This window comes from Arthrobacter sp. Leaf337, from assembly GCF_001423745.1.
Classification (GTDB): Bacteria; Actinomycetota; Actinomycetes; order Actinomycetales; family Micrococcaceae; genus Arthrobacter.
Map to the genome: position 1 here is coordinate 99271 of NZ_LMPC01000004.1, position 16307 is coordinate 115577.

The following is a 16307-nucleotide window of genomic DNA, read 5'->3' on the forward strand; positions in this document are numbered from 1 at the left end:
TAAATATTTGGATGTACGACGGCGCGTTAGCGGCTTGCGTACAAAAGGTTCGGTTAATTGCCACGCACCTAAGGCGAGTCTACGACGGACCCGCGTTGGATTTTTTCCGGCGGCCCGGGAGTGGCATCGGGCCTGTCGGAGCCGGGCGGTTTGCGATCGAAGATCGAATACCGTCCGGCGAAGGGGCGGGGCCGCCGGAAAGAATCCAACGACCCCGCACCTGTAACGCTAGGACACCCTAAACGCGCGGCTTCTCGCGCATCTCGAAGGTCTCGATGATGTCGCCCTCGGTGATGTCGTTGAACGAGCCAAGACCGATACCACACTCGAAGTCCGTGCGGACCTCGGTTGCGTCGTCCTTGAAGCGCTTGAGCGTCTCAACGGTGAGGTTGTCGCCGATGATCTTGCCGTCGCGGCTGATGCGGGCCTTCGTGTTGCGTCGGATAACACCCGAGCGAACGATGGAACCGGCAATGTTGCCGAACTTGGAGGAACGGAACACCTCGCGGACCTCGGCGGTGCCAAGCTGGACCTCTTCGTACTCCGGCTTGAGCATGCCCTTGAGGGCCAGCTCGATGTCATCGATTGCTGCGTAGATGACGGAGTAGAAGCGCATGTCCACGCCTTCGCGGTCTGCCAGTTCGGCAACACGCTCGGCGGGCTTGACGTTGAAGCCGATGATGACGGCGCTGTCGACCGTTGCCAGGTTGACGTCGTTCTGCGTGATCGCACCGACACCGCGGTGGATAACGCGGAGCTGGACACCTTCGCCGACGTCGATCTTGAGCAGCGCGTCTTCGAGGGCTTCCACGGCACCGGACACGTCACCCTTGAGGATGAGGTTGAGGGTGTCGATCTTGCCTTCGGCGACGGCCTGGTCGAAGTCTTCCAGGCTGATGCGCTTGCGGCGCTTGGCCAGGGCTGCGTTGCGGTCGGCTGCTTCACGCTTCTCAGCGATCTGGCGGGCGGTGCGCTCGTCAGCGGTCACGAAGAAGGTGTCGCCTGCACGCGGGACGTTGGACAGACCCAGCACCTGCACGGGGCGGGACGGGCCGGCCTCGGTCAGGACGCTGCCGTCGTCGTCGAACATCGCACGGACGCGGCCGTGGGCCGTGCCTGCCACGATAGTGTCACCGACGTGCAGCGTACCGGACTGGACCAGAACGGTGGCAACCGCACCGCGGCCCTTGTCCAGGTTGGCTTCGATCGCAATACCGCGGGCGTCCTTGTTCGGGTTGGCGCGCATGTCCAGGGCTGCGTCTGCGGTGAGCAGGACGGCCTCGAGCAGCTCGTCGATGTTGAGGTTCTGGCGGGCAGAGACCTCGACGAACATGGTGTCGCCACCGTATTCCTCGGGAACCAGTCCGTACTCGGTCAGCTGGCCGCGGACCTTGTCCGGGTTGGCGCCTTCCTTGTCGATCTTGTTCACGGCCACGACGATCGGCACGTTGGCTGCCTGCGCGTGGTTGAGGGCTTCAACGGTCTGCGGCATAACGCCGTCGTCCGCTGCGACCACCAGGATGGCGATGTCGGTGACCTTCGCACCACGGGCACGCATGGCGGTGAACGCCTCGTGGCCCGGAGTATCGATGAAGGTGATCTTGCGGTCGAGACCTTCGTGCGCCGTGGTGATCTGGTAAGCACCGATGTGCTGCGTGATGCCGCCGTGTTCACCCGCGACAACGTCGGAGTTACGGATGGCATCCAGCAGTCGGGTCTTACCGTGGTCAACGTGACCCATGACGGTGACAACAGGAGGACGTGCCTCGAGTTCCTCGTCGCCTTCGGCTTCCAGCTCGGCGTCGAAGTCGATGTCGAAACCGGAGAGCAGCTCGCGCTCCTCGTCCTCCGGGGACACGACCTGGAGCTTGTAGCCAAGCTCCTCGCCGAGCAGGGCGAAGGTCTCTTCATCCAGGGACTGCGTGGCCGTGGCCATTTCGCCGAGGTGGAAGAGCACGGTCACCAGTGCAGCGGGGTTCGCCTCGATCTTGTCGGCAAAGTCCGTGATGGACGAGCCGCGACGGAGCCGGACAACGGTGTTGCCGTCGCCGCGGGGCACGCTTACGCCACCCAGCGACGGAGCACTCATCTGCTCGAGTTCCTGACGCTTGGCACGCTTCGACTTGCGCTGCTTGCCACGGCCTGCGCCGCCCTTACCGAAGGCACCCTGGGTGCCACCGCGACCGCGGCCGCCCTTGCCAAAGCCACCGCCGGCCGGAGCACCGCCACCGGCACCGGGAGCGCCACCGGTACCCGGTGCGCCGCCCGGGCGTCCGGGACCGCGTCCACCGCCGCCGGGACGGCCTGCACCAGCGGGTGCGGGACGTTCGGTGCGGTTAGGCATCATGCCCGGAGTAGGACGGTTTCCGCCACCTGCACCGGGACGTGCACCGGGAGCACCTGCCGGACGCGGAGCGCCGGGACGTGCACCCTGGGTGCCGCCGGGACGCGGAGCACCCGGACGGGGTCCTCCTGCGCCGGCTGCCGGACGCGGGCCGCCGGGGCGTTCGCCCTCGGTGCGGCTTCCGCCCGGACGGGGCATGCCCTGGGAAGGAGCGAAGGGGTTGTTGCCCGGACGCGGCGGACGTTCGTTGTCGCCGCCGCGGCCCCGGGGCATGCCCTGGGACGTGGCGAAGGGGTTGTTGCCGGGGCGGGGGCCGCCCGGACGGGGTGCCGAACTGCCCTGTCCGCCGGAGCGGGACGGGGCTGCAGGAGCTTCAGCCTTGGGGGCCGGGCGTGCGCCGGGCTTTGCACCGGTGGACGGTGCCGCCGGGGCTGCCGGCGCAGCTGCTGCTGCAGCCGGGGCCGCGGGGGCAGGGGCTGCTGCCGGAGCGGGCGCAGACGGGGCCGGGGCTGCTGCCGGAGCTTCAGCCTTGGGTTCCGGAGCCTTGGGAGCTGCCGGGCCCGGCGCGGGGGCCGGACGGGAAGCCGAGGGGCTGGCGGGCGCCTTGGGCGCTGCAGCGGGAGCTTCGGACTTCGAAGCGCCGGCGGCGGGGTAGGCGTTGCGGAGTTTCCTCACAACGGGGGCCTCAATGGTGGAAGAGGCGGAGCGAACGAATTCGCCCAGTTCCTGCAGTTTGGTTACTGCATCTTTGGAAGTAATACCGAGCTCTTTAGCGAGCTCATGTACGCGGACCTTGGCCACATTTCTCCTGTCTCGGTCCGCACCGAGCCAGGCACGAACCGTCTACTTCTTACTGCGGACCTCCGCCGCGAGTGCAGCTGAAAGGTCCATTGCAGAGCGCAACAAAGTTGTCATCGTTGCGCACTCATCGCTGGGAACTCATCGGGTTTCCATCAGTTTTCTGACCCGCTTTCAGGTTGGACGGTTGTTGCTGCGGCCACCGGAGTGTCCACGGCTTGCGTGCCTGCCGTTATCCGGCGTTCGACGGCGGCAGTTCCGGTGGTGCCCGGGAGGGCACGTCCGAACGCACGCCGCTTGATAGCCAGCGCCAGGCACGTTTCGCTGGAGTGCAGCCAAGCACCCCGGCCAGCCATCCGGCGTCGTTCGTCCACCACAACAGCGGTGGAACCGCTGCCTTCGGCGACGAGCCGGAGTAACTCAGACCGCGGACCCTTCTTCCGGCATCCGATGCAGGTACGCTGCGGTTGATCCTCAAGGTGTTGCGTGTGCGCCACGGTGAGTATCTTCCTGCCCTTACAAATCTGCCGCCCCGAACCCGCCCGCTTGGGGCTGCGCTCCAAAGAAACGCAGATTCTGCGGGCACGCTCAAGGCGCACGGATACCGGCCATGAGGCACGGTCAATGTCTATTCTAGCCCCTCAGGTGCCCCGGCCCCGAAACGACGGGTCGAAACGGGACGGGACAGGCCGAGGGGCCGTCCGCCACGGCGGTTTAGTTTTCGCGCTGAACCGCGGCGTCGGAGACGATGTCGATCCGCCAGCCGGTGAGCTTGGCGGCCAGGCGGGCGTTCTGGCCCTCCTTGCCGATGGCAAGCGACAGCTGGTAGTCCGGCACCACAACACGGGCGGAGCGCGTCGCTTCATCCGTGATGGTGACGGAATTCACCCTCGACGGAGACAATGCGCTGGCAATGAAACTGGCCGGATCCTCGCTGAAGTCAACGATGTCGATCTTTTCGTCGTTGAGCTCGGTCATGACGGCCCGGACACGCGAACCCATTTCACCGATGCAGGCACCCTTGGCATTGATGCCGGGGATGTTGGCCTTGACGGCGATCTTGGTGCGGTGACCGGCTTCGCGGGCGAGTGCCACGATCTCCACGGAACGGTCGGCGATCTCCGGAACTTCCAGTTCGAAGAGTTTCCGGACCAGTCCGGGGTGCGAACGGGACAACGTGATGGACGGACCCTTGGTGCCGCGGTGCACGTCGATCACGAAGGCGCGAAGCCTGTTGCCGTGGATGTACTTCTCGCCGGGCACCTGCTCGGGCGGGGGCAGGAGCGCCTCCACGGTTCCGAGGTTCACCTGGATCATGTGCGGGTTGTTGCCCTGCTGGATGGTGCCGGCAACAAGCTCGCCTTCGCGGCCCTTGAACTCGCCCAGGACGTTGTCGTCCTCAACGTCGCGCAACCGCTGCAGGATGATCTGGCGTGCCGTGCTGGCAGCGATGCGGCCAAACCCGGCCGGAGTGTCCTCGAACTCCCCGATGGGGGCGCCGTCGTCGTCGATTTCGGTGGCCCAGATGGTCACGTGGCCGCTCTTGCGGTCCAGCTCTGCGCGGGCCTTCTCGAAGGCTCCCGGAGACTTGTGGTACGCCACCAGCAGTGCCTGCTCGATGGTGGGAATCAGGAGGTCCAGCGGGATTTCACGCTCACGCTCCAGAAGTCTCAGTGCGCTCATGTCAATATCCATCAGGCCTCCTCAGAAGGTCCATTGTGTTCATCTTCCAGACCGACCTCATCGAGGTGGCTGAACTCTATCTCGACTTTTCCATTGCGGATCCTGTCGAAAGGAATCTTCTCCGGCTCGCCCTGCTTGGGCTTCATGCCCTTCTTGGCAGCGATCTCCGGAATCAGCGTCACGCCGTCGTCATCAACGGCCTGGATCCTGCCGGTCAGGTTCTCGCCCTGAATGACATTCACCTTGACCATGCGGCCCCGGGCACGGTGCCAGTGGCGCGGTTCGGTCAGGGGCCGTCCCACGCCGGGCGAGGAAACCTCGAGGTCGTAGGGGCGGCTGTCGTAGCTGGGGTCGCTGTCCAGGATGCCGGAGAGTTCCTTGGAAATCTCCGCAATAACGTCAAGGCTAACTCCGCCGGTCTCTTCCTGCGGCAGGTCCACCACTACGTGGACCACACGGTTTGCACCGGCAACCTGAATGGATACGTCCTCCAGGTAAAGCCGGTTTGCCTGGACCGAGGGTTCCAGCAGCGCCCGGACGCGCTCGGCTTCCGGGTTGTGCACGGATCCGGCCTCAGCCTTGCCCGTCCCGGTCCGGTCTGATGAAGTCGTGGCTTCTGCATTACTCACGATGCCGGCCGCCTCCCGCTAGATGATGTTGTGTGTACTAGCGTAGCCATTTTATGGGCGCCGTGGTGCACTCGCTTGCTGCCGGGCATGACAACATGGTCTGTTGTGAAAGACGACACCAAGGAAAAACCACGGCCGGCCCGCTATTTCCGGTACGGCATCCTGGCGTCGTTGGCGGTCCTGGTCATCAGCCTGGGGCTGGCGCTGACTCCCGGCCCTCCGCAGGAGGTGCCGGAACCCGCGTTTTCCGAACGGGCACGGGCCGCTGCGCTTGCCGAAACGATGCAGCTGCGCCTGGCCGGCAGAAAAATGGCTGACTCCTTTTCCGGTGCCGAGCGCCAGGCCCTGCTGCGCACTGTGACTTTGCTGACAACCCAGGCGAGGGCGCTGACCGGGCCCGATCCGAAGCCGTCCGCGTCGGCCACGGGTGCCGCCTCCGCATCCGGATCAGCAACCGCTTCCGCGACGGCGCAGGCCGAGGGAACGGACTCCCCCGCCGCCCTCGTCGCCGCGCTGTCCGCGAGCGGCAGCCGGCGCCTCGAGGATGCGGCAGCATCCGACGGCGGGATGGCGCGGCTGCTTGCCGCCGTCGGTACCGCCCAGGTTCTTCAGGCATCCTCACTTGCACCTGCGTTGGGGGAAGCCGCCCCCGCGGCGCCCGGGTCTCCGGCCACGCCGCCCCCAGCCTCGCCGACAGCCGCGTCATCGGCAACAGCATCGGCGGCAGCAGACGGTTCCTGTCCGCCGGCCACCACCGAGTCCGGACCGGCTGAAGGATCGGCCACCCCGGCAACAGCCCTGGCGATGACCGTCAAGACGGAGGCCGAAACGGTCTACGGCTACCAGGTAGCGCTTGCCCGCCTCGACGGAGCGGCGGCCGGCTCGGCGTCACAGCTGCTGGCACGGCATGAGTCGGTCCTTGCCGAAGCCGAAGCCCTCAGCCGCGCCCTGTGCGTGGACATTCCGCCGCGGGAGGCCGGGTACACCCTCGGCCCGTCGTTCCTCGCTTCCCCGGCCGCCGGCCTGGGCAGTCTTGAAGCAGGAACCCTCCCGGTATACGGGGACCTGGTCGCGTTGAGCGGCGGGAGCACCCGGCAATGGGCCATTTCGGGCCTTCTGGCAGCTGCCAACCGCGCCGTGCTGTGGGGCTCCGACCCCGGTCCCCTGCCGGGCATCGTGGTGGATACTGCGCAGCTTCCGGAGCTCCCGCAGGACAGCCCGTCGCAGGAATCGACCGCGCCGGGGGCTTCGCCGGCGCCGTCGGACGCCGGATAGACCCTGCCTCGCCCTTGGCGTGGCTTACCTTTCTTAGCCTTGTATTACTGGCAGGCGGCGGTAGCCGATGGTTTGCTATTCCCATGGACATCGCGGGAGCAGCAACACAGCATGAAAACGAACCGCACCACAACGACATCGCCCATCGGCTGAACTGGCTGCGCGCCGGAGTTCTGGGTGCCAACGACGGCATCGTGTCCGTCGCGGCAATCGTGGTGGGCGTGGCAGGCGTCACCACGGATTCCGGCCCTATCCTGATCGCCGGTGCGGCCGGCGTCGTGGGTGGTGCCATTTCGATGGCGCTGGGCGAGTACGTGTCCGTCAGCAGCCAGAAGGACAGCCAGCAGGCGCTCATCGAGAAGGAAAGACGCGAACTGGCTGAGCAGCCCGAGGAGGAGCTCGAGGAGCTCGCCGCCATCTACCAGGGCAAGGGCCTCAGCGCCGCCACGGCCCGCACGGTGGCTGAGGAACTCACCGCCCACGACGCCCTTGGCGCGCATCTTTCCGCCGAACTCCACATCGATGAGACCGACATCGTCAGCCCGTGGCACGCGGCCTTCGCGTCAGCCATAGCGTTCCTGATCGGAGCGATCCTGCCCATGCTGGCAATCCTGCTGCCCCCGGAGGAGATCCGGGTTCCCCTGACCTTCGTGGCAGTGCTGGTGGCCCTGGCACTGACCGGAGCCCTCGGAGCATGGATCGGCGGAGGCTCGAAGTCGAAGGCTGCGTTCAGGGTGGTGCTCGGCGGTGCCCTGGCACTCATCGCGACCTTCGGGATCGGCAACCTGCTGGGTGCCAGCGGCGTGGTCGCCTGACCTTCCGCGTCCTGCCGGCGGGCCGGCAGTTACGCTGGATCCGATGAAAGCACCCGCAGATGTCCCCATCCCGCCTGACCTGAGCCGCCGGTACGGCAGGACAAGCGGCGGACGTGCCTGGCTGGGTTCCCTCCAGAGGCTGATTCGCGGACGCCTGGAGCGGTGGGACCTTGAGGTGGATCTGGCGCCCGGTGAGCTGCCATGGAACGGCCATGGAGCCGTGGTTGTCCCGGTAACCCGCAAGGGCGTTCCTGCAGTCCTCAAGGTTGCCTACCCGCACGACGAAGCCCGGGTGGAGCGTTTCGCCCTCCGGCTCTGGGACGGCCACGGTGCGGTGCGGCTCCTGGAGTCCGACGCCGGGACGTGTTCCATGCTGCTGGAAAGGCTCGACGCTTGCCGCTCCCTCCAGGACGTTCCGCTCGATACGGCCGTAGGCGTCTGGGGCGGGCTGACACGGCAGTTGAGCCTGAGGCCGGACCATCGCCCGGAGTGGCACGAATTCGACCACGTGGCAGCCCGCGCCGAGCAGTGGAGTGATGATCTTCCGGCGGACTGGGAGCAGCTCGGCAGGCCATTTCCGCGCTGGCTGCTGGAGGCTGCCCTGGAAGTTTGCCAAACGCGCGGAGCGGTGGGCCGCCGTGCCGGGACCGACGTCCTGGTCAACACGGACTTCCATTACCTGAACATCCTGGCCCGGCCGCAGGGCGGTTTTGCGGCAATCGACCCGCAGCCAATGATCGGCGAAGCCGAGTTCTCGGTGGCCCCGCTCCTGTGGAACCGCATCCGGGACCTCTCCCGGTCTGATCCCCGGCGGGGACTGCTGGAGAGATGCAGGGACTTCAGCAACGCGGCGGGGCTGGATGCCGAAGCGGCCCGGCAGTGGAGCCTCGCCCGCGAAGTTGAAAACGCCCTATCCTATGCCTCGCGCCCCCACCATGGCGGCGACCTGGCCCGTTCCCTCTGGGTGGCCAGCACGCTGGCCGGACGCACCCTCGACGGATTGCCCGCTGCGCATGACCTCCCGGCACCGGGTGAAGCAGGGCCTGAGTGAAGCTGGCTGGAAAGCAAGCGGCCGGGCCTAGCCGCGAACTGCTGCCAGGGCTTTCCGCACCGCTTCGACGGCCGCCTCGACGTCGGCGTCGTCCGTTGTCCAGTTGCTCACCGAAAGACGCAGGACCTCCCGCCCCCGCCAGTGGGAACCGGACATCCACACCAGCCCGTCACCGATGATCCGGGCCGTCACGGCCCGCGTGGTCGCGTCATCGCCGAAGGCCAGCGAGACCTGGGTGTAGACGACGTCGTTGAGTACTTCCACGCCGTCCAGCACCGACAGTTGCTCCGCCAACTGCGCAGCGCGGCTCGCCAGATTGCGTACCTGCGCCGCAACGCCGTCCCGGCCGAGGGACTTCAGCGCTGCCCACACGGGAACGCCGCGGGCACGGCGGGAGAGTTCCGGGACGGTCTGGAAGGGGTCTGCTGCCGCGCCGGCATCCCGGATGATGTAACTGGGGCTGACGCTCATGGCGGCCTCGAGCGCCTCCGTGTCCCGCACAGCCACGATGCCGCAGTCGTAGGGCACGTTGAGTGTCTTGTGCGCATCGGTTGCCCACGAGTCAGCAAGGTGGAGTCCGGCGGTCAGGGCGGCAAGTTCCGGCACCGCAGCCGCCCAGAGTCCGAAAGCCCCGTCAACGTGCACCCAGGCGCCATGTGCTTTCGCGACGGTGATCGCTTGGAGGAACGGATCGAACGCGCCGGAATGCACGTTCCCGGCCTGCAGGCACACAACCGGCGGCGCAGCGGCTGATCCCCCGGTTTCGTCCGATGCCTTGGCCAGGGCACGGTCCAGGGCGCAGTCCAGCTCTGCCGGATCCATGCGGCCCTGCGGGTCCGATGGCACCACGATGGGGCGGCCCAGGCCCAGGTACCGCAAGGCGAGATCGATCGAGTCGTGGCGTTCCTGGCCGACTATGCAACGGAGTGCCGGTGCGCCGGCAAGACCACCGGTGTTCACGTCCCAGCCGGTCCTCTCCAGGACGCGCCAGCGGGCGGCGGACAGGCCGGCGAAGTTGGCCATGGTCGCGCCGGTGACGAAACCGACGTCGGCCGTTTCCGGCAAGCCCAGCAGCTCCAGGAACCACCGCCCGGCTGCTGCCTCGAGGGCCGCCGTGGCGGGCGTGGCAGCCCGTAGGAAGGAGTTCTGGTCCCAGGCACTGACCAGCCAGTCCGCCGCCAGGGCGGCGGGCACGGTGCCGCCGATAACCCAGCCGAAAAAACGGCCCGACGGCATGGCCATCAGGCCCGGTTCCGCCTCGGCCGCGAGATAGTCGATCACTTCGCCCGCCGGCATGCCGGCCTGGGGCATCGGACCGCCGAAGACGGCCTCCAGCTCCCCTGCCGTGGCCCGGGGCCCTACACGGCGGGTCTGCTGGCTTGCCAGCCATTCACGGGCGTGCCCGGCTGCTGCGTCCAAGGCGTCCCGGAAGGGCTCGTCCCCTGTTGACATAGGAGCATGGTACGCCCGCACCCTCCCGGCCGGGAGGGTCTTTCGCAATCCCTTCGGCCCGCCTGCTAGGCGAAGGTGTCCTGCCAGATGTCGTAGCCGAGTTTGAGGATGAGGGCGCCGACGACGGCGAGGAAAACGTTACGGATGAAGGTGCTGCCCTGCTTCACCGCGGTCCGCGCCCCGAGGTAGCCGCCGGCCATGTTGGCGAGCCCCAGCACCAGCCCCACGCCCCAGAGCAGTGAGCCGTGCGGCAGGAAGAAGATCAGGGCGCCGGCATTGGTGGCCATGTTCACGATCTTTGCCTTGGCACTGGCTTCGAGGAACGCATAACCCATCGCGGACACCAGGGCGATGATCAGGAACGAACCCGTCCCTGGTCCGATCAGCCCGTCGTAGAACCCGATGGCCGCTCCGATGAGGCAGGCCACCACATAGTGGGTCCGGCCGTCGTGGCGGAGCGAAGTCAGGTCGCCGATGTTGGGCTTGAACGCCGTAAAAAGAGCGACGGCGACCAGCGCCGCCACGATGATGGGTTTGAAGACGCTCGCAGGCAGGGTGGCAGCCAGGACCGCGCCGCCGAAGCTCCCGGCCAGCGCAATGACGGCCATGGGTATGGCGGTCCGCAGGTCCGGCCTGACCCGCCGGTAGTACGTCACGGCACTGGTGGTGGTCCCGAAAATGGAACCCATCTTGTTGGTGGCAAGAGCCTGGACCGGGCTGATGCCCGGCACCAGCAGCAGCGCCGGGAGCTGGATCAGTCCCCCGCCGCCCACCACTGCGTCAATCCACCCTGCGGCGAAGCCCGCCACGATGATGAGGATCAGCGTGGCGGGCTCCAGCGACTCGAATCCCGAGATCACTCCTTCAGCCGAGCGGGTTACTTGCTGCGGACGGCGTTGACCACATAGTCAACAGCCTTCTCCACGGCCACGTTCTCCGCCTCGCCGCTGCGGCGGTCCTTGATTTCCACGACGCCGTCCGCCAGCCCGCGGCCAACGGCCAGGATCGTGGGCACGCCAACGAGCTCCGCATCGCCGAACTTGACGCCCGGGGACACCTTGGGGCGGTCGTCGTAGATGACCTCGAGGCCTGCGGCTTCGAGCTCGAGTGAGAGCTTCTCGGCCGCCGCGAAGATTTCCTCGCCCCGGCCCACAGCCACGACGTGGACATCGGCGGGAGCCACTGCGCGGGGCCAGACCAGGCCCTTGGCATCGTGGTTGGACTCGGCCAGGGCCGCGACAGCACGGGTAACGCCGACGCCGTAGGACCCCATGGTGACCACTACCTGCTTGCCGTTCTGGTCCAGGACCTTCAGTTCAAGGGCCTCGGCGTACTTGCGGCCGAGCTGGAAGATGTGGCCCATCTCAATGCCGCGGGCGGTCTCCAGGGGACCGGATCCGTCCGGGGCCTCGTCACCGGCGCGCACTTCGGTGCACTCGATCACACCGTCCCAGCCGAAGTCCCGGCCGGCCACGAGGCCGAAGACATGCTTTCCGGCCATGTTGGCTCCGGTGACCCAGGCGGTGCCGCTGACAACGCGGGGATCCACCAGGTACAGGAGCTTGGCGGCACCTTCGAGTCCGAGGAGCGGCGCGCTCAGTGACATGCCGGGGCCCAGGTAGCCGCGGACGATCAGAGGGTTGCGGGCAAGGTCTTCCTCGCCGGCGGCCTCCACGGTGATCTCGCCGGCGACCGGCAGGTAGGCGCCGATGTTGGCCTCAACCCGCTTCAGGTCCACGCCGCGGTCACCGGGCACGCCGATGACGACGATCTGCCGCTCGCCGGTGGGCAGGGTGATGGCGAGGACGACGTTCTTCAGCGTGTCAGCGGCCGTCCAGGCGCCGCCGTCGTTCTCCCCGCGGGGAACCAGCTCGTTGGCTGCGTCCACGAGCGTGTCGATGGTGGGAGTGTTCGGGGTGTCCCGGATCTCGGCGGCAGGCGCGTTGGTGAAGTCGATGTCCGCGGGCACCACGGTGGTCACGGCCTCCACGTTGGCCGCATAGCCGCCGGCGGACCGCACGAACGTGTCTTCGCCGATCTCGGTCGGGTGCAGGAACTCCTCGCTCCGGGAGCCGCCCATGGCACCTGCCGTGGCAGCCACCGGAACCACCTCGAGGCCGAGGCGCTCGAAGATTTTCAGGTAGGCGGCGCGGTGCGCGTTGTAGCTCGCGTCCAGGCCGGCGTCGTCGACGTCGAACGAGTAGGAGTCCTTCATGATGAACTCGCGGCCGCGCAGCAGGCCCGCACGCGGCCGGGCCTCATCGCGGTACTTGTTCTGGATCTGGTAGATGCTCAGCGGAAGATCCTTGTACGAGGAGTACAGGTCCTTGACCAGCAGGGTGAACATTTCCTCGTGCGTGGGCGCCAGGAGGTAGTCCCCGCCCTTGCGGTCCTTGAGCCGGAAGATGCCCTCGCCGTACTCGGTCCACCGGTTGGTGGCCTCGTAGGGCTCCTTGGGCAGGAGAGCCGGGAAATGGACTTCCTGGGCGCCGATCGCGGTCATTTCCTCGCGGATGATCTTCTCCACTTTCCGCAGCACGCTCAGGCCAAGCGGCAGCCAGGTGTAGATGCCCGGCGCTGCCCTGCGGATATACCCGGCACGGACCAGGAGCCGGTGGCTCGCCACCTCGGCATCGGCGGGATCTTCACGCAGGGTGCGCAGGAAAAGCTTGGATAGTCGAAGGACCACGGGTAGGAATCCGTTTCTTGGGAGGTGCCTGTTCAGATGACGGGCTGGGCAAATTCGTCTGGGTACTAATCTACCGTGGCGCGGCGGGTGCCGGGTTCCCGGCCGCCCGGGACGGAGAAGAGCCACGCCAGAACTGAAAGGAAGCCCCTGGCCGTTTCCGGCTGGTCATCCTGTTTTGGCGTGGCTCTTACGGCCCGTCGGACCCAGAAGTCCGGAGGAAGCGCTAGGCGTGCCTGCTGGGAAGGTCAACGTCCAGTGCCATCTGCTGATTTCCCCCTGAGACCGCACGCACCCCATCGGCGCGGCTAGGAAGAACCTATGTGATTCACGGCACCATTACAAGAGTCGTCACGCAGTTTTCGGCAGTTGACTCTGTGTTACCGCATGCTCCCTGGAGGCCGCCCGGCTAGTCGATAAGGGCGGCAGCCTGGTCCAGCATGGCTTCCGCAGCGGCAAGGTCGGACGACGTCACGCCGGAGCCTGTCGCCTGCGCCGAGATCAGTACTCCGCCTTTGACCGCGAAGGCCATCACGGTGCTCTGCGTGCCACCTGTAGGCAGGGTGACGTCCGTTTGCATGGCAATCGCACCTTCGGTGCCGGCGCCGCTGTCAAGCCGGATGGTCTCGGCTGTCATGGACATTCCCTTGATGTTCATGCTGATGCTGCTGCAGTCTGCGATCTCGCTACTGCGCCTGGCAAGCGTCTGGTCCAGTTGTTCCTTCTCCACGCCTGACACCAGGGAGAGCGTCTGGGTGAGTTCTGCCGTTGAAGAGGTGGAGGCACCCACCGCCATGGTGGTGTTGCTGTCCGGCTTGATTGCGGTTCCGGTGGCGATGGAATTGCACTCGGCCGGCTCCACCTGCACCTCGGTCATGAGGGACATCATCTGTTCCAGCGCCTGCGAGACCTTCTCCGCAGGCAGCACGGAGAGTGCCACACTGTCTGAGTCCTTCACGGCTCCGGCGATCTCCGCAAGTTCGTCGGACGTCAGCATGGTGAAGGCAGCTTCCGTCGGCGTGGGGCTGGGGGTGTCAGATGCGGCGGACGCTGCCGGGGAAGCCCCTGCGTCGGCAGGGGCGGCTGGACCGCCGCAGGCGGACAGGCCAAGCACCAGGAGGGCAGAGGCCCCGAAAAAGCGCACAACGGACGTATTCATTTATCCCCCAATAAGTTCGAACGCCGGCCGGTTGCGGCCAGCTAGAACAGAACTGTAGCGAACGTGCCCACCTGGTGGAAGCCCACCCGCTCGTAGGTGGCCCTCGCCCGGGCGTTGTAGTCGTTGACATACAGGCTGGTGACGGGCGCGAGCTTCTGCGCCAGCATGACAACGGCGGCCATGTAGCCGGCACTGAGTCCGAGGCCGCGGAAGGAGGGGTTCATCCAGACGCCCTGGACCTGGGTCACCTCGGGGGTGACGGCGCCGAGTTCGGCCTTGAACATGACCTGGCCGTCCTCATCGAGGTGAACAAGGGAATGGCCCTGCCTGATGAGGCCTTCCACGCGCCTGCTGTAGAACTCGCGGCCGCCCAGGAACGGAGAATATCCCACTTCTTCTTCGAACATGGCGGCGCAGGCGGGCAGGATCCTGTCGAAGTCGGCGAGCTGGCCGACACCCAGTTCCGTGTTCGCGGGCACGGCGGGCGGCCCGGCGATGGTCATCAGCGGCTGGTCCGCACGGACCTCGTGGGCCGGCTGCCCCAGCTGCTCCAGTTGTTCGTGCATGGCCAGAACCGTATCGGCGGGGCCGAAGATGGAGGCGAACCGGCGGCCGGAGCGTTGCGCATGCTCGGCCACTAGCCCGGCAAGTTCCGGGTCCAGCTGCACGGGAACGAGGTTTGCCCCGGCCCAGCACGCGCCCACCAGGGTGTCGCCGTCGAACACTCCAAAGATGCTGGCCCCGCCCGTGGTGGGCGCGGCCGTTCCCGTTGCCGCCAGGTGGGACAGGATGAAGACGTTGGCTACAGCGTCCGTCCTGGCCAGCTCCCGCAGCATGGCAGTGTCCGGACCGGACAGGACCCGGATTGAGATGCCGGATCCTGCGGTCTCCCTACGAGACGCTAACCACGGGGCTACCCTTGACAGCATCTTCGCCATCGGCCTCCCCCATCTCTTCAGCGATTCGCATGGCCTCTTCGATCAGTGTCTCAACAATTTCGCTCTCGGGGACAGTCTTGATGACCTCGCCCTTCACAAAAATCTGTCCCTTGCCGTTGCCCGAGGCCACGCCCAGGTCAGCTTCGCGTGCCTCGCCCGGTCCGTTGACGACGCAGCCCATCACGGCAACACGCAGCGGGATCTCCATCCCTTCCAGGCCGGCCGTGACCTGCTCGGCCAGCGTGTACACATCCACCTGGGCCCGGCCGCAGGACGGGCAGGAGACAATTTCGAGCTTGCGGGGACGCAGGTTCAGCGACTGCAGGATCTGGTTGCCCACCTTGATTTCCTCGACCGGAGGAGCCGAAAGGGAAACGCGGATGGTGTCGCCGATTCCCCGGGACAGGAGGGCACCGAAGGCCGTGGCGGACTTGATGGTGCCCTGGAAGGCCGGGCCGGCCTCGGTGACGCCCAGGTGCAGGGGCCAGTCGCCCTGCTCGGCCAGCATCTCGTACGCGGCAACCATGATCACGGGGTCGTTGTGTTTGACGGAGATCTTGAAGTCGTGGAAGCCGTGCTCCTCAAACAGCGAGGCTTCCCAGACAGCTGACTCCACCAAAGCCTCGGGGGTTGCCTTGCCGTACTTCTTGAGGATTCCGGGCTCCAGCGATCCGGCATTGACGCCGATCCGGATGGACGTGCCGTGGTCCTTGGCGGCGCGGGCGATTTCCTTGACCTGGTCATCGAACTTGCGGATGTTCCCTGGGTTGACGCGCACCGCGGCACAGCCCGCTTCAATGGCAGCGAAGACGTACTTGGGCTGGAAGTGGATGTCCGCGATGACGGGGATCTGGGACTTCCGCGCGATGATCGGAAGCGCCTCGGCGTCGTCCGCGGACGGGCAGGCGACGCGCACGATGTCGCAGCCCGAGGCCGTCAGCTCAGCAATCTGCTGCAGCGTGGCGTTGATGTCCGTGGTGGGCGTGGTGGTCATCGACTGCACGCTGATGGGCGAATCCGAGCCGACGCCCACCGAGCCCACCTTGATCTGGCGGGTTTTCCTGCGCGGTGCGAGGACGGGGGGCGGTGCTGACGGCATTCCCAGGCTGACCGAGGTCACGTGGACTCCTATTTAGGTCGAGGTATCGATGGTGGGTGGTTCCGGCGGGCTAGGCAGCGTGCTCGGCCAGGAGGCCGGTCACCGGGTTCCATTCGGTGGTGCGCGTGCCCGCGATGACCTGGGCCACAGCGAAAGGATCCTGCTTGAGGATCCCGTTCAGCGCGTTTTCGTCGGCGGCCTTGAAGATCAGCAGGGCACCGGCTCCATCGCCGTAAGGCCCGCTGGCCAGGAGTGCGCCTTCACCGGCAAGGGCGGCGGTCCATTCCCGGTGTGCCGGACGGGCGGCGTTCCGTGCTTCGGTGGACTCGGCGGCGTATACGTACTCAACAGCAAAAACAGTCATACGGATACCCTATC

Annotated in this window: 14 protein-coding genes; 3 read left to right on the forward strand and 11 right to left on the reverse strand. The window is 66.7% G+C overall.

What is annotated here, in order from left to right; all coding sequences use genetic code 11:
• Positions 1-238: 238 nt before the first annotated feature.
• The 4 genes from infB to rimP form a co-directional block, all read right to left on the reverse strand.
• Positions 239-3145 carry a translation initiation factor IF-2 gene (infB, locus tag ASF98_RS05230; protein WP_055798451.1) on the reverse strand — a complete coding sequence of 969 codons (2907 nt, stop codon included), beginning with the start codon at positions 3143-3145 and terminating at the stop codon, positions 239-241.
• Between the two features lie 152 nt (positions 3146-3297).
• Positions 3298-3639 (reverse strand): YlxR family protein, encoded by a 342-nt coding sequence (locus tag ASF98_RS05235; protein ID WP_055798455.1) that lies wholly within the window; start codon positions 3637-3639, stop codon positions 3298-3300.
• Between the two features lie 217 nt (positions 3640-3856).
• Complete coding sequence (gene nusA, locus ASF98_RS05240) at positions 3857-4837, reverse strand: transcription termination factor NusA (RefSeq protein WP_028272174.1); 981 nt, start codon at positions 4835-4837, stop codon at positions 3857-3859.
• Entirely contained in the window at positions 4837-5454 is a 618-nt protein-coding gene (rimP, locus tag ASF98_RS05245; RefSeq protein ID WP_055798458.1) for a ribosome maturation factor RimP, read from the reverse strand. Before rimP ends, nusA begins: the two co-directional genes overlap by 1 nt.
• Before the next feature lie 105 nt (positions 5455-5559).
• On the opposite strand from rimP, the gene ASF98_RS05250 reads away from it, so the two are divergent.
• From ASF98_RS05250 to ASF98_RS05260, 3 genes are all read left to right on the forward strand, one after another.
• A complete protein-coding gene (locus ASF98_RS05250; protein WP_055798461.1) occupies positions 5560-6729 on the forward strand; it encodes a ferritin-like domain-containing protein in 1170 nt (389 codons plus the stop codon).
• 83 nt (positions 6730-6812) lie between these two features.
• On the forward strand, positions 6813-7544 hold the full coding sequence (locus ASF98_RS05255; RefSeq protein WP_055798464.1) for a VIT1/CCC1 transporter family protein: 732 nt from the start codon (positions 6813-6815) through the stop codon (positions 7542-7544).
• A gap of 43 nt (positions 7545-7587) precedes the next feature.
• Positions 7588-8595: an aminoglycoside phosphotransferase family protein gene (locus ASF98_RS05260; RefSeq protein WP_055798467.1), complete on the forward strand. Its 1008-nt coding sequence runs from the start codon at positions 7588-7590 to the stop codon at positions 8593-8595.
• 27 nt (positions 8596-8622) lie between these two features.
• Here ASF98_RS05260 and ASF98_RS05265 read toward each other — a convergent pair whose 3' ends face one another.
• From ASF98_RS05265 to ASF98_RS05295, 7 genes are all read right to left on the reverse strand, one after another.
• On the reverse strand, positions 8623-10047 hold the full coding sequence (locus ASF98_RS05265; protein ID WP_055798470.1) for a pyridoxal phosphate-dependent decarboxylase family protein: 1425 nt from the start codon (positions 10045-10047) through the stop codon (positions 8623-8625).
• A 65-nt stretch (positions 10048-10112) separates the two neighbouring features.
• Positions 10113-10907, reverse strand: coding sequence for a sulfite exporter TauE/SafE family protein (locus ASF98_RS05270; RefSeq protein WP_055798474.1), 795 nt, complete (start codon positions 10905-10907; stop codon positions 10113-10115).
• Positions 10908-10924: 17 nt separating this feature from the next.
• Entirely contained in the window at positions 10925-12736 is a 1812-nt protein-coding gene (locus ASF98_RS05275) for a proline--tRNA ligase (protein ID WP_055798476.1), read from the reverse strand.
• Between the two features lie 406 nt (positions 12737-13142).
• Entirely contained in the window at positions 13143-13892 is a 750-nt protein-coding gene (locus tag ASF98_RS05280) for a hypothetical protein (RefSeq protein ID WP_156372288.1), read from the reverse strand.
• Positions 13893-13933: 41 nt separating this feature from the next.
• Positions 13934-14821: a GNAT family N-acetyltransferase gene (locus tag ASF98_RS05285; protein WP_055798483.1), complete on the reverse strand. Its 888-nt coding sequence runs from the start codon at positions 14819-14821 to the stop codon at positions 13934-13936.
• A complete protein-coding gene (gene ispG / locus ASF98_RS05290; RefSeq protein WP_028272164.1) occupies positions 14784-15950 on the reverse strand; it encodes a flavodoxin-dependent (E)-4-hydroxy-3-methylbut-2-enyl-diphosphate synthase in 1167 nt (388 codons plus the stop codon). The genes ASF98_RS05285 and ispG overlap by 38 nt, the downstream gene beginning before the upstream one ends.
• A 49-nt stretch (positions 15951-15999) precedes the next feature.
• Positions 16000-16293: a YciI family protein gene (locus tag ASF98_RS05295; RefSeq protein WP_055798486.1), complete on the reverse strand. Its 294-nt coding sequence runs from the start codon at positions 16291-16293 to the stop codon at positions 16000-16002.
• Positions 16294-16307: the final 14 nt, after the last annotated feature.